Origin of the sequence: Streptomyces sp. NRRL WC-3618, from assembly GCF_001280005.1 — a bacterium.
GTDB lineage: Bacteria > Actinomycetota > Actinomycetes > Streptomycetales > Streptomycetaceae > Streptomyces.
Genome location: NZ_LGDW01000225.1, coordinates 47131 through 60592, shown reverse-complemented (window position 1 = coordinate 60592; position 13462 = coordinate 47131). Strand labels below are relative to the sequence as shown.

Sequence of the window (13462 nt, the reverse complement as noted above, 5' to 3'; positions counted from 1 at the left end):
GGGACTGCTGGATCGTCTATGACTGTCTGGGTACCGGACGAACCCATGTTGCTGGTGCTCACGTTCAGGCCTGGCCCTGTCCTATGTCTCCGGAGTGCGCTGTCGCGTCCCGACCGTCCTCGTCCATCACAAACCCTCGTGACTCGGAGACCACCCCCGGTTTGCTGCCGGTCACAGTCGATTGGACCCTGACGAGTCCGCTGGGCAGCCGGGTGAGGACGGGCGGTGCCGTTGCCGCAGGCAGAGTCGCCGTGAAGCGGGAGATCCGCTCCTGTTGTTCCGTTGAGAGCTCGGATTCGGACAGCCTTCGATGGCTTCCGGCGAGCAGGCCGAGCAACTCCGTCGTGTGGTCGGAGACGCGTGTGGTCAGCCGTACCCAGGACCCGTCCCGGAAGCGGAGCCGGAAGTCCGACTGACCGATGCTGAATCGACGGGGTGTCGCTTCGGCGACGTTGTCTCGCGGTGTCTCCCACAGCAGAGTGCCGGAGCCCATGACGAGGAGGCGTCGTGAGGTCAGCACGATCTCCGTGGTGTACCCCGAAGGACGTCGGGAGGGGTCTAGTTGCCAGGGCAGCGTACGGGCGGTGTCGTCGGCGTCGGCCCACATGACCGGGAAGTCGTCGACCTCGTTCTCCCGCTCCTCCAACTTCCCGCGTCCCGGCTCGGGATTGACCGTGCTGCCGCCCAACAGGTCGGAGAGGATGCCTCCGACCACGGCGAGGGCACCGGAGACTCCGGTGCCCACGTACACTCCGGCCTTCCCCGGGAGCCCCCGGACCGAGAACGCGGGCCCGGCCGGCCAGCCCGGCAGTTCGGGCTCGATGTCGTTGCGCCGGCGGTCACGGAAGGAGCGTCTTCCCTCCACGGACGCGGCGGTACCGGTCGCGAACGAGACCGGGTAGCGCGCCAGTTCCGTCTCACCGGATTCCGAGTGCCAGTCCACAGGATTGTCCGTCCTCATCAGGAGGCGACCGCCGATTCGAAGCGGTCGCCAGGGTGAATGGCGTCACCGAGGTGCGTGGGTATCGACCACAGCTTGGGAGCAATCTTGATGCCCGCGTCAATACCGCGCCCCAGGTTACTCATGGGGTCGATCGCCCACCTGCCCCGGCTCGCCAGACTCAGACCGCGCGTCCCGAGCCACTGACCGTTGTGGACGGTCTGCTCAGCAACCATGGTCATACGGCCCACGAGCCCCTCGGCCTTGATCAGGCCGCCATGCTTGAGGCCCCACAGCCCGATGGTCTTGCCCTTGACGGTGAAGTTCACAGCGCCCGCGACGTTGTCGCCGATACCCACGATGTTCCGGCCGATCGTGGTGACGCCGCGGACCCCGGAGCCCAGCCTTGTGGCCCGGGCAGCCGCGACCGCGCCATCGGCGACCTTGACTCCCTTGGCGAACGCGCCGACGCCCGGGATGGAGCCGAGCGCGTCCAGACCGATGCTGAACCAACTGACGTCGGCACCGCCCGCCTTGGCCGTGAGATGGCTGAGGAGCGCGAGGCCGCTGGTGATGACGGCAGCCGTGGCGAAGATCGCTCCCAGGGGCGGGAACGGCATCGTGATGATGGCCAGCATGCCGAGGATTCCGCTCAGATCACCGAGGAAGTCGCCTATCGCCTTGAAGAGTTCGGCGTTGTCGGACACCCAACCCTTCACGTCGTCCCAGAAGCTGTCCTCGATGGCGTCGTCGAGCTGGTCACGGATCTTGCCCGCGAAATGGTCGCCCCGCTCGTCCCGCGCCGCCTCTATGCGGAAGAGCTGAAGGCGGTACTCGCTCAGCGGGTCATGTTCCGTGCCGCTGGGAGAGGGACTCGGCTCGCCTGGCTTGGCCTTGTCCGAGGCCTTTTTCTTTTCAGCGTCCGCCTCTTCCTGGGCCTGCTTCGCGTTGGCAAGGACCTTGTCGGCCTGTCTTTGGAAGTCCTCCAGCTCGCCGGCCCAGCTGTGCAGATACCCGTGCACACGCTCGTAGCGTTCCGCCACTTCGAGCAGCTTCTTCTCCAGCCCTTCGGACTGGTCGCGCAGTGAGTTGACGTACTCGCCCTTGAGTTCGTTGTCGTCGCCGATGCCGCGGAGCAGTCGGGCCTGTTCGCGGAGAGAGCTCGCGACGCCCTTGATGTGCCTGACCTCGGTACGAATCTCCTCGGGATCCCCCGGGACCGGGTCCGATTCCGCAAGGGGATGCCAGTTGCGGGGGCGAGCCTTTGGCGCCGTCGTCACTTCTTCTTTCCCTTGCGTAGTTGCTTGGCGAGCTCGGCGTCCAAGCCCGTGAATCCGTCGATAGTGGCCTTGACCAGTTTGCCTACGACGTCGATGTTCTCGAGCAGGGCTTTGCGGTAGTCATCCCAGTTGTCCACAAATTCATCCATGGCGTCGGTGATGCCGCTGCTGCCCCAGTGCTCACGTATGTCGTCGTTGCGTGCTTCCAGGTTGTTGAATTCCTTCTTCAGTTTGCGGAGCCGGGACTCCGACTCCACGAGAAGGTCGATATTCACTTTGAGGTCTGAGTCGTTCGCCATCTTGTTTCCTCCGGCGGGGCTGGTGATCCCCGAGCTGACACCTCGGCACTCAGCGGTTGACGGCCTGGATCTCCTGGACGGTGATCGCCTGTTGACCGCCGAACGTGCCGTCCGGCAGATCGCCGCCCGCGCCGCCGGTTCCGGTCCAGGCGATGTCCCAGGTAATGGTTGCCCTCAGGTTGTACGTTCCGTCGCCCGAGGAGCGGAGGTACTTGATTCCGCAGGGCGGTGTCTGGTTGGACTTGCCCTGGGCGTAGGGCTCGCCGATGGAGCCGTCGGCGTTGATGACGCACTCGCCGGAAGCCGGGTAGGTCTGGGCGTCCGCAGTGCCCGGCTCCAGCTTGAGGGAGACCGGCTTGGCTGTGGTCGTGGCCTGGATGCTGAAGCCCGGGGCGTTGAGGGCCGCCGTCGCCTGGACCTCGTCGAAGCCGGCCTTGTTGAGCCACGCCCACGTCGGCAGGTTCACCTTGGTGTTGGCCGCCGGGGCGAGGGTGACCTTGGTGTCGGGGAGTTGCATGTGCTGGTAGGCGAGGGCGGCGAGGATCTCCGGGCTGATGGCCTGTTCGTACTGGGGCGGCGGAGCTTCGCCGTTGTCGACCCAGAAGGGGAGGTCGGTACACGACATCCGCTTGAGAGCGTCCGGCTCGTTAGGGTTCTCGACGCCGGCCCAGAACATCCCCTTGCCGTCCTTGTCGACGTTGTAGTCCTTGTAGCCGGGGGTGTCGGTCCAGCCGTAGTCGTCCTCGTAGTGGCGCTGCACGTCGCCGAGCGCCGAGCCCGCGGTGCCTCCCATGCCGGGCGTGTTCAAGGAGTCCTCGATGCTCTTGGACATCTTCGCCTTGAAGTCCTTGGCGCCGAGGTACGGGGCGTACCAGCAGGCTGGGGGCGTCCAGTTGACGTCGGCCGAGGTTACGTTGCCGGTGCCGCCGCCTTTGGCGACGGAGCCGGAGTACTGGATCTGGGCGGCGGCGTAGATGCCTGTGCTGTCGCGGCCGCCCTGCTGGTTGGTGTCATCGCCTTTGCCGAAGTTCACCGGTTTCGCTGCGGAGCTGGGTGCCGCGAGGATGAGAGCACTGACTGCGAGGAACAAGACAGTGCCGGTGCTGAAGGCCGTACGTCGTGACGTATTCACTGGCACTCCGACGCCTCTGTCTCGACGGAAACCTTGGACGCCTGCCAGAGACCATCACCCGTGGGGAACTTGACCATCACGATCTTGAAGTGGTCGTAGTCCGCGAGGCTGGGTGTGCTTGTAAGGATCTTCCCGGTCTTGACCTCTTTGCCGGGAAACTTGCTTGAATCCGTACAGAACGCGACCTCCACAGAGTTGCCGTTCGCGGCAGACCGTGTGGTGGCGTCGTAGTGGCGCAGTGTGCCGGAGGCGGTCCAGCCGCCCTTGAGCCATTCGTTGATCTGTACCTGGGCGTAGTGCAGCCCCCCGCCGGTGGAGTAGGCGGTCACGGCCGCGTCCTTGGTCGTGCGCTTGTCAACGCCGTGATAGATGGCGCGGATGTAGTTCGCGGCGTCGTCCATAGCTGCCGCTTCGTTCTTGTTCGTCGGCTTGGTCCAGTCGAAGACCAGGTTGATGTCCTTGGGTAGGGACACATCCACGCCGTCCGGGTTGTCCTCCGCCGCTGCCGCCGAAGGCTCTGCCGACTTCGTCGGTGTCGCCGTGCTCTGTTCGGCGCCGGCGATCTTGTCGTTGGCGCTGGACTTGTCGTCTCCGCTGCCGCAGGCCGTCAGCAGCAGGACTGCGGTCGCGGTGAGCGCGGCGGCAACGGGCAAAGAACGGCGCTTCAAGGTGGGCTCCCCGTGAGATGTCGATGCAGCTGAGACCTCTGACGGTATCTGGGGAGCTTGTGGCCTTGCCAGGCTGGACTGGCTTCACAGCGGGGGCGTTTGTGAATCTATGGGGGGTGAAATCGATGCGTCCTGTGTCCTGATCGTGTCCACCGGAGACCCGCTCGGCCCGGGATGGTGGGGCAGCGTCCGGACCGGCAGCTCGGGCGCGCACGCTGAGAACGCCGAACCGGATACAGATCTGACTGCCTGTCCACTCACGCTTCCCGTGTCGGGGCTGTGCTGGTGTCGACCTTCATGCGCTCTCCGGTGGCCGGCACGTTGTCCTTCTCGTCCTCAGGTTCGGACGGGACTCCCACGACGGCGGCTACGTCGAGGCAGGAGTACGTGAAAATACTCCATCCCGCCGAAACCGGGCGCGGGTCAATGTCGTTCGTGAAGATGAGCTTGGACAATCCCAGTACCGGTGGCGGAAGTAACAGCCCCGGGCGCAGCACCGGCCTACCCGCGGATCGTCCGCCAGAAGGTTCCCGAGCCGGCCGACTCCTCCGGCGGATTCGTGGAGTTCGACAACCGTTTGGGCAAGGTCTGGCGGGTGGAGGGGACGGCAGCTGGATCCTGTCGGCAGGGCAGTGGTGAGGGCAGGGGTGGCGCGAGATGAGCCTGGGTGAGGTCCTGGAGCTCTTCGAGGGGACGCTGTGGGAGGGCGCGCGCCCGTAGTGGCTGTCCCTCGTACGACGGAATCGGATCGCCCCCCCTCGCGTGAGCGAATCGTGCAGGCCTCATGGGAGAGTCGTGATGACGGTGGGGGTGGTGACCCAGGTTGTCTGGCCTGGGGATGTCGGGTCGGCAACAGATTCGCGCCTGCACAGCGGGGGCCGTAACCGCATCGCCGTGCCCAACGGGGAACCGTGCGGCCGTAGTTGCACGTGAAGAACGTTGTGCACGCCCGGTTCCCCGTGCTGTTCACCATCCAGAACGCGCCTTGAGGGGCTTATGTACGGCTGATACGGTGCCATCGCTTGACACTCACTCCAGGGCTGGCTGATCGGCCGGGCCGGGCGGTACGTCCGGCAAGGGTGGATCGCGTGCATCACGCGTATCGCGGGTGAAGTGTCCTATTTGGCGCTTGAATTGGCAGAATTTTTCTTGGGTGTACGGGGAGCTGTTGCGTGAAGATCCAAGAGCGTACGGGTGCGGGCGGCGGCCGTTCCTCGATGCCCGCTCCGTCGATGTCCGGTGAGCGGCTCCCGACGCCGCCTCGCGAACGCAAACCGGCTCTTGCCGCTCTCGCGGTGCTGCTGATTCTGGTCGGCGCGCTGGGCGCGACGATGCTCGTGCTGCGGGCGGGGGACCGGATCGAGGTCGTCAAGGTGACCAAGGCGATTCCGGCCGGAGGCTCCGTCAGCAAGGCCAACACGACGTCAGTCCTGGTCGCGGCCGACAAAGGCATCGACTACATCCGGTGGGAGCAGCTGGCCGGCCTGATGAAGCTGAAGGCCGTCAGCGCGATCCCCGCGGGAGTCGTCCCCGTCGGGCAGATGTTCACCGGCGAGACCGGCCTCGGCGCCGGGCAGGCCACCGTTGGGCTCTCCCTCAAGGAGGGGCAGTACCCGAACAACCTCAATCAGGGGGACCTGGTCGCCGCCTACCGTGTCGGCAACACCACGGGAACCGGCTCCAGTACTGGTTCCAGTGGCTCCAGCTCCTCCGGCGCCGGCACCAGCCTGATCGTGGACAAGGCGAAGGTCACCTTCGTTCAGAACACGAAGGACAGTGAGGTAATAAGCAGCACCAACCTCCCCGTCACCCTCACCGTCGACAGCTCCAAGGCCGCCGACCTCGCTCAGGCAGCCGCCGTCGGCCAAGTGGCCCTCGTGCGCATCCCCAGCAGCTGAAGGCGGCCCCAGAAACCATGGCGCTCATCGTTCTTGCCGCCGACAAGGGCTCACCCGGCGTGACCACCGCGGCCGTCGCGCTCGCGGCGGTCTGGCCCCGGCGGGCCCTGCTCGCCGAGACCGACCCGGCCGGTGGTGACCTCGTGTACCGCAGCGCTGCCGCGCACGGCGGGATGCTCAACCCCAACACCGGCATGCTGTCGATTGCCGCGACCGCCCGACGTGGGCTCGTTCCCGATCAACTCTGGGACCACGTACAGCCGTTGAGCGGCGGGCTCGAAGTGCTCGTCGGGCTCGGCATCGCCGAGCAGGCCGCCGGGCTCGCCGGGCTCTGGCCCACCCTCGGCAGCGCCTTCGCGCAGCTCGCCGACTCCCCGAACGCGCCCGCCGACGTCATCGCCGACTGCGGACGCATCAGCGGGGACACCCCTGTCGTCGAGCTGTTTCCGCACGCCGCGCTCGTGTTGCTCATCTCCCGGACCGAACCGGAAGCCATCGCGCGCGTGCGCGACCGCGCCGCCGCCCTCTCCACCAAGCTGCACGGCGGCCCGCGCGGCGCCGGCAGTCTCGGCACACCCCTCATCGGGGTCGTCCTGATCGCCGATCCGAACAACTCGGGCAAGCTGGTCAACCAGGTCAACGACATGCTCGTACACGCGCAGACGGGTGCCCGTGTCGTCGGCACGCTCGCCGAAGACCCGGCCGGGGCCGAGCAGTTGGCCGGACGTAAGCGTGGGCGGCTCGACAAGTCGATGCTCATCAGGTCGGCGCGCAAGGTGACTTCGGACCTGTATCAGCAGTACGGCGCCGCCTGGTCCGTACCCAGCCAGGTGCAGAGCCAGCAGAGCCACGTCCAGGGTCAGGGCGCCCATCAGCCGCCGATGCAGGGCCAGTCCGGTCACGCCGGTGGGCATCCCGGTCATGCCGGAGCCGGCCGATGACCGCTGTCGACCACTCGTTGGTCAAGCGGTTCCGGCAGGACGCCGGTGACCGGATCGCCGAGCAGCGTCGGCTCGACCAAGCCTCCAACGTCACGCCGATGTCCGGCGAGGACGAGCGGCAGTACGCGCGGGCCGTCATAGCCCAGATCCTCGAGGACTACGCCCGCACCGAGATCAACGCCGGGCGTACGCCGCTGGATGCCGAGACCGAGGAGCAGTACGCGGCTGCCGTGCACGCCGCGCTGTTCGGTGTCGGTCGGCTGCAGCCGCTGCTCGACAACGTCGACGTCGAGAACATCGACATCAACGGGTACGACCAGGTCTTCGTCGGGTATTCCGACGGTCGCGAGGTGGCGGGGGATCCCGTTGCCGAGTCCGACGAGGAGCTCATCGAGCTCATTCAGGTGCTCGGCGCCTACTCGGGGCTCTCCTCCCGTCCCTTCGACTCCGCCAACCCGCAGCTCGACCTGCGGCTGCCGGACGGGTCGCGACTGTCGGCCGTCATGGATGTGACGCGGCGCCCGGCGCTCTCCATCCGTCGTGCGCGCATGGGCAAGGTCTTCATCTCCGACCTCGTCGGGAACGGCACCGTCACTCCGGAAGTCGCCCACTTCATGGCCTGTGCCGTGCGCGCCCGGAAGAACATCATGATCGCGGGCGCCACCAATGCCGGTAAGACGACGCTGCTTCGGGCCCTCGCCAACGAGATCCCGCCGCACGAGCGGCTCATCACCGTCGAACGTGCGCTGGAGCTCGGCCTCGACCAGTTTCCCGAACTCCACCCCAACGTCGTGGCGTTCGAGGAGAGGCTGCCCAACTCCGAGGGCCAGGGCATGATTTCGATGGCCGAGCTGGTGCGACGGTCGCTGCGTATGAACCCCTCCCGAGTCATCGTCGGTGAGGTGCTCGGCGACGAGATCGTGACGATGCTCAACGCGATGTCGCAGGGCAACGACGGCTCGCTCTCCACGATCCACGCCAACAGCTCGCACGAGGTCTTCAACCGTATTTCCACGTACGCGCTCCAGGCGTCGGAGCGGCTGCCCATCGAGGCCAGCCAGATGCTCGTCGCGGGCGCCGTGAACTTCGTCGTCTTCATCACGCGGCGCAACAACTTCCATACGGGCGGCCGGCTCCAGCGCATGGTGACCTCGGTCCGCGAGGTCAACGGCGTGGACGGCCGCGTGCTGTCCAGCGAGGTCTTCGCGGAGACCCCGGACGGCCGCGTCGTGCCGCACGCGCCCATCTCCTGCCTCGACGATCTGGTCGCGCACGGGTACCGGTTGCCCGGCGGGAACTGGGGGTGACCATGATCATGACGACATACAGCATCAGCAGCAGTAGTAGTGGCGGCGCGTCGGCGTACGGGGACATGTACTCGGCGGCGGCGGGCTCGCTCGGCTCCATGGGCGGACTGTTCTCCATGGAGGTCCTGTACTCGCTTGTGGCCGGCGTCGCCGTCGGCGGCGGGCTCGCGCTCCTCGCCATCGCGATCCGCGGGCTGCCGGCCAAGCCGGAGCACGAGAAGCAGAAGGCCAGCGAGCGCGCAGGCGAACTCATCCGGTTCGCGGGGCAGCGCGGTTCGCTCGCCGCCCTCGTCGGACTCGCCGTACTGGTGCTGACCCGGTGGGCGGTGGCCGGTATCGCGGCCGGCGTCCTCGTCTTCTTCTGGGACCGTCTCTTCGGCGGCGCGGCGGAGGAACGGGCCGGCATGCGGCGCGTGGAGGCCCTCGCCTCCTGGACCGAGTCGCTGCGCGACACGATCGCCGGCGCTGTCGGTCTGGAGCAGGCGATCCCGGCGTCGGCGCGCGCGGCGGCCCCCGTCCTGCGTCCGCACCTGGACGCGATGGTCGACCGGCTCCGCTCCCGTACCCCTCTGCCCGACGCGCTCCAGCAGCTCGCGGACGAGATCAACGACGCGTCCGCCGACATCATCGTCGCGGCGCTCATCCTCAACGCGCGGCTGCGCGGCCCGGGTCTGCGGCAAGTCCTTGGCGCGCTCGCGAAGTCGGCACGCGAGGAGGTCGACATGCGGCAGCGCGTCATGGCGCAGCGGTCGTCAACTCGCCGGTCCGTACAGATCGTTGTGGTGGTGTCGGTGGGCTTCGTCCTCGGACTCGCCATCTTCAACCGCGAGTTCGTGGAGCCGTACGGCACGGCGATCGGACAGGTCGTACTCGCCGCTGTCTGCGGCCTGTTCGCGCTCGGCTTCTGGTGGCTGCGCAAGCTGTCGACCATCGAGACCCCCGAACGCTTCCTGGTACGGGACGACTCGTCGGTGCAGTTCGTACGACCGCCCCGAGCTCCCGTCCAAGGAGCCCAAGGAGCCCAAGGCACGCCGGGACAGCCGCCGTTCGGTGCTGAAGAGGGGGTCCGTCGATGAACGACCTGACCATGCCGGTAGTGGTCGGCGCCACTCTGGGCCTCGGTATCTACGTCCTCGTACGGGCGTTGATGCCGTCGAAGCGGAGTGCGGTCTCGCAGGTCGCGCGCATCGACGCGATGCGGGCGCGAGGAGCGGCCTACGAGTCGGCCCATCGCACCCAGGACGCGGGCCGTATCGGCTCGCTCCGGGCCCAAGTGGGCGTCCGTGTCTCGGACTTCTACTTCCAGCAGGGCTGGGAGCAGCGTTCGTTGCGGTCCGACCTGGCTGTCCTGGACCGGAGTTGGGAGAACTTCCTCGCGACGAAGGTGCTGCTGGGGACGGCCGGTCTGTTCTTCGGCCCGTTCCTCTTCGTCATCGTCCTGACGCTGGGCCTGGGCCGGAGCCCCGCCATCCCGGTCTGGATGGCGCTGCTCTTCGCACTCGTCTTCTTCTTCCTCCCCGACCTCGAGGTACGGCGGGACGCGGCCGACAAACGGCGCGACCTGCGGCGGGTGATCGGGGCGTATCTCGACCTGGTGTCGATGAGCCTGGCCGGCGGCCGGGGTCTGCCCGAGGCGCTGATGGCGGCGGCGGAGGTGTCGGACGGCTGGGCCACCCAGCGCATCCGCAACGCCCTCGCCGACGCCCGTATCACCGGTACCAGCCAGTGGCAGGCGCTCGGTGCGCTGGGCGAGGAACTGGGCGTCGAGGAACTCAAGGACCTCTCCGCCTCCCTCGCCCTGGTCGCGGACGACGGCGCGAAGGTGCGCGAGTCGCTCGCCTCCCGCGCGGAGACCATGCGGCACCGCGAGCTTGCCGAGATCGAGGGCAGCGCGGGCGAGAAGTCGCAGTCGATGCTCGTGGCGCAGCTGCTGCTGTGCGCCGGGTTCCTGGTGTTCCTGATCTATCCGGCGGCGATGCGCGTGTTCCAGGTCTGAGTCGTTTCCAGCAGCACCGCCCCTACCCAGAATTCGTTTCGAGAGGACAACTCACCATGAACGGACGGAACTTCAGCACCGGGAACCCGGCAATGGACTTCCTGGTCACCTTCCTGCGGGGCCGCGTGCAGCGCGCCCGCTCCGGCGAACTCGACCGCGGTGCGTCCGCGGTCGAGTGGGTCATCATCTCCGCGGTCGTCGTGGCGATCGTCGGCGTGGTCGCCGCGATCATCAACACCGCGCTGAGCGACGGCGCCAACAAGGTCGGCGACTGCATCAAGGGCGCCAAGGCAAGCGGCACCTGCTGATCGCACGTACGAAAACGGGGTGTACGGGGTCGAGTTGACGGGGTTGTTGCTCGTGGGTGGCGCAGGCAGATGGGTACGCCGCAGGGTGGAGGCCGCACGGACGTCGGCGTCCGCCCGCGGTGACGCCGGCACGCCGGGCTTCGGCGCGTCCGACTCCCGTACGCCAGGCCTCGGCACGTCCAACTCCCGTACGTCCGACTCCGGCATGACCGCGATCGAGTTCGTGCTGCTGACGCCCGTACTCTTCTTCATGATCTTCGCGACTGTGCAGTTCGCGCTGTACTTCTTCGCGGACCACGTCGCCCAGGCGGCGGCCCAGGCCGGCGCCCGCAAGGCCCGCGCCATGGCGCACGACCAGCCGGGCGCGTGGCGTGGCGAGGCACAGGACGTGGTGGACAGTTACGTCCAGCAGTTGGGCCCGTCCCTGGTCCTGGCGCCGAACGTGACGATGCTCCAGCCGGAGCAGAACACGGTGGGCGTGGAGATCACGGCACGGGTGCCCACGGTGTTCCCCGGGTTCGATCTGACGGTGCACGCGCAGTCGGTGGGGCCGGTGGAGCGGTTCGTTCGGGAGGGGGAGAACTGATGGGCTGCTTCTCTTCCCTGAGCGACCGGGGCGACCGGGGTCTGTCCACCATCGAGGTGGTGATCCTGGCCCCGGTGATGATCATGTTCATCCTGGTACTGGTGGCTTTCGGGCAACTGGTCGACGGGCGCGGGGCGCTCGACGGGGCGGCGCGGGACGCGGCCCGGTCCGGGTCGATCCAGAAGGATCACGCGACGGCGATGGCGGAGGCCAGGAAGGCGGCGGAGGCCGACCTCACGGACATCTGCTCCGGTCCGGTCACGGTCACCCAGACCAGCGCCGGTTTCGAGCCCGACACCATCTTCTCGGTCGAGGTGAGCTGCGAGGTGCGGGGCCTGGCGATGCTCGGCCTGGACATCCCGACGACTCTGACGTCAACTTTCAGCTCACCGCTGGACCCGTTCCGGAGGACAGTGTGACGCCGAGACCGAGGGTTCCCTCTGCCGTACGCGAGCGGTCGCAGCGTCGGTGGGCCTGTCTGGCGGCCCGCCTGGACGACCGAGGCTCGGGCGCCGGCGCCGTGATCATCTTCGCCCTCCTCTTCCTCTCCCTCTCCGCCTTCGTGATCGACGGCGGCCTGTCCATCTCGAAGCGGGAACGGGCGGCGGACATCGCGGAACAGGCGGCGCGTTACGCCGCCCAGGACATCGACCTCGACGCCCTCTACGGCAACGCTGCGGCCGGCGCCCCGATCAACTTCCAGAACTGCGACGCGCGCGTGCGGGCCTTCGCCCAGGAGATGGACATGTCCGCCGCGGACACGGGTGCGTCCCACTGCGTGGCGGCGAACGCCAACGAGGTACGCGTCGAGGTGCAGTTGACGTACTCGCCGGTGTTCACGGGGCTGTTCTACGGCGGGGACGTGACGGTACGGGGCGAGGCGGTGGCGGAGAACGAGGTGGGGTGAGGGGGAGGGACGTGGCTCAGCTCACTGGGCGCCGCCGCTGTTGCCCTTGCCGCCGCCGCCCCGGGTGTCCTTGGTCGTCATCTTCTCGTTGACCTGCTTGGCGAGCTCGTCGTCCAGCTTCTTGAACTCCCGTACGACGGCGTCCGACATGTCGGCGAGGGCGTCGAGCTGCTGGGTGATGTCCTCGCGGCCGTCCTCCCAGTTGGACTCGAAGTCCTCCAGCGCGTCGTTCACGCTGCCGTCGCCGATGTCGTCCTTGTAGGACTCGAAGAGCTTCTTGGTGTGGTTCAGCCGGGTCTTGATGGAGCGCAGCCGGCTGCCGTAGTCCTCCAGCTCGCTCAGCGGGAGCGTGAGGTCGGACTTGCCCTTGCCCATGTGTGAGTCCCCCCGGAGTGCCTCGTACGCTGATCGACGTCTGACCGGCACCGTACAACGGAACGATGCCGGTACAGGAGATCGAGTGAACGGAATGGGTAAGGACATGGCCCGCTACAGCGAAGCGCAGACGGTCGAACGAGGCGGGTTCCGGATCAAGGTGCCCGAGTCGTGGTGGGAGTTCGACGTGCGCCCCGAGTCACGCGACGACTCCATCCGGCGCATGGTCGACGAACGGGTGCGGCAGCGACCGGAGTTGGCCCAGTACCGCGACACGTACACGACGTTCCTCCAGAAGGCGGCGGCGGACGCGTGGAAGTCGGGCGCGCTGTACTGCGGTTGCATGGCGGAGAGCTTCGGCGGCGACACCCCGATCACCGGCTCGGTGACGGTGTCGCTGGTCGGCGGCCGTACAGCGGACGGCGAGCCCCTCTCGACCGACCCGGCGGCCATCGCGGCCCAGCTGGCGGTCAAGGAGGCGAAGCGGGAGGGGGACAGCTGGCGCAAGGTCACCACCGTCGACATCCCTGGCATCGGCCCGGCGGCGCGTACGTACGGCGTCGAGGACATCGCCGTACCGGGCGACGAACTCGGCCGGACCATCCGCGCTGTGCTGATGCAGACGTTCATCCCGGTGCCGGGCCAGGAGGGCAAGGTGGCGCTGGTGGCGGGCAGCAGCCAGGTGCTGGACCTCGCGGAGTCGTTCTTCGACATCTTCGACGCGATCACTTCGACGTTTCGGTTCGCCGAGTAGCCGCTTCGCATCGAACGACCGTTCCTTGTAGGTTCACGTGTGCACACGGTTGTTGATGACGCGTATGTGAC

At 67.4% G+C, this 13462-nt stretch carries 16 protein-coding genes; 10 read left to right on the top strand and 6 right to left on the bottom strand.

The features are described 5' to 3' along the window. Positions 1–64: 64 nt before the first annotated feature. Genes ADL01_RS20185 through ADL01_RS20165 form a run of 5 tightly spaced genes read right to left on the bottom strand, consistent with a single transcriptional unit; the run spans position 65 to position 4319 of the window. A complete protein-coding gene (locus ADL01_RS20185; protein ID WP_053743409.1) occupies positions 65–943 on the bottom strand; it encodes a hypothetical protein in 879 nt (292 codons plus the stop codon). A gap of 17 nt (positions 944–960) precedes the next feature. Next, a complete protein-coding gene (locus ADL01_RS20180) occupies positions 961–2220 on the bottom strand; it encodes a putative T7SS-secreted protein (protein WP_053743408.1) in 1260 nt (419 codons plus the stop codon). Further along, positions 2217–2519 carry a hypothetical protein gene (locus ADL01_RS20175; RefSeq protein WP_053743407.1) on the bottom strand — a complete coding sequence of 101 codons (303 nt, stop codon included), beginning with the start codon at positions 2517–2519 and terminating at the stop codon, positions 2217–2219. The genes ADL01_RS20180 and ADL01_RS20175 overlap by 4 nt, the downstream gene beginning before the upstream one ends. A 49-nt stretch (positions 2520–2568) precedes the next feature. Beyond that, positions 2569–3657 (bottom strand): hypothetical protein, encoded by a 1089-nt coding sequence (locus ADL01_RS20170; RefSeq protein ID WP_107090946.1) that lies wholly within the window; start codon positions 3655–3657, stop codon positions 2569–2571. Beyond that, entirely contained in the window at positions 3648–4319 is a 672-nt protein-coding gene (locus ADL01_RS20165; protein WP_053743405.1) for a hypothetical protein, read from the bottom strand. Before ADL01_RS20165 ends, ADL01_RS20170 begins: the two co-directional genes overlap by 10 nt. 1172 nt (positions 4320–5491) lie before the next feature. Here ADL01_RS20165 and ADL01_RS20155 point away from each other — a divergent pair. The 9 genes from ADL01_RS20155 to ADL01_RS20115 all read left to right on the top strand — a co-directional run bounded on the left by ADL01_RS20155 (position 5492) and on the right by ADL01_RS20115 (position 12262). After that, positions 5492–6217, top strand: a complete 726-nt coding sequence (locus tag ADL01_RS20155; protein ID WP_053743403.1) for a hypothetical protein — start codon at positions 5492–5494, stop codon at positions 6215–6217. A 17-nt stretch (positions 6218–6234) separates the two neighbouring features. Continuing rightward, positions 6235–7158 (top strand): hypothetical protein, encoded by a 924-nt coding sequence (locus ADL01_RS20150; RefSeq protein WP_053743402.1) that lies wholly within the window; start codon positions 6235–6237, stop codon positions 7156–7158. Further along, the gene (locus ADL01_RS20145; RefSeq protein WP_053743401.1) at positions 7155–8465 is read left to right on the top strand and encodes a CpaF family protein; all 1311 of its coding nucleotides are present in this window, start codon (positions 7155–7157) and stop codon (positions 8463–8465) included. Before ADL01_RS20150 ends, ADL01_RS20145 begins: the two co-directional genes overlap by 4 nt. Positions 8466–8563: 98 nt before the next feature. Further along, positions 8564–9541, top strand: a complete 978-nt coding sequence (locus tag ADL01_RS20140; protein WP_078960640.1) for a type II secretion system F family protein — start codon at positions 8564–8566, stop codon at positions 9539–9541. Beyond that, positions 9538–10461, top strand: coding sequence for a type II secretion system F family protein (locus tag ADL01_RS20135; RefSeq protein ID WP_053743400.1), 924 nt, complete (start codon positions 9538–9540; stop codon positions 10459–10461). Before ADL01_RS20140 ends, ADL01_RS20135 begins: the two co-directional genes overlap by 4 nt. Before the next feature lie 56 nt (positions 10462–10517). Next, entirely contained in the window at positions 10518–10769 is a 252-nt protein-coding gene (locus tag ADL01_RS20130; protein ID WP_053743399.1) for a hypothetical protein, read from the top strand. 85 nt (positions 10770–10854) lie between these two features. Next, the gene (locus tag ADL01_RS20125; RefSeq protein WP_420719731.1) at positions 10855–11355 is read left to right on the top strand and encodes a TadE family protein; all 501 of its coding nucleotides are present in this window, start codon (positions 10855–10857) and stop codon (positions 11353–11355) included. Beyond that, a complete protein-coding gene (locus ADL01_RS20120; RefSeq protein ID WP_053743398.1) occupies positions 11355–11774 on the top strand; it encodes a TadE/TadG family type IV pilus assembly protein in 420 nt (139 codons plus the stop codon). Before ADL01_RS20125 ends, ADL01_RS20120 begins: the two co-directional genes overlap by 1 nt. 59 nt (positions 11775–11833) lie before the next feature. Beyond that, complete coding sequence (locus ADL01_RS20115) at positions 11834–12262, top strand: pilus assembly protein TadG-related protein (protein WP_107090947.1); 429 nt, start codon at positions 11834–11836, stop codon at positions 12260–12262. Between the two features lie 21 nt (positions 12263–12283). Here the strand turns inward: ADL01_RS20115 and ADL01_RS20110 are convergent, their stop codons facing one another. Beyond that, positions 12284–12637, bottom strand: a complete 354-nt coding sequence (locus tag ADL01_RS20110; protein ID WP_053743396.1) for a hypothetical protein — start codon at positions 12635–12637, stop codon at positions 12284–12286. Positions 12638–12743: 106 nt separating this feature from the next. Here ADL01_RS20110 and ADL01_RS20105 point away from each other — a divergent pair, with 106 nt between their 5' ends. Beyond that, positions 12744–13391 (top strand): hypothetical protein, encoded by a 648-nt coding sequence (locus ADL01_RS20105; RefSeq protein WP_053743425.1) that lies wholly within the window; start codon positions 12744–12746, stop codon positions 13389–13391. Positions 13392–13462: the final 71 nt, after the last annotated feature.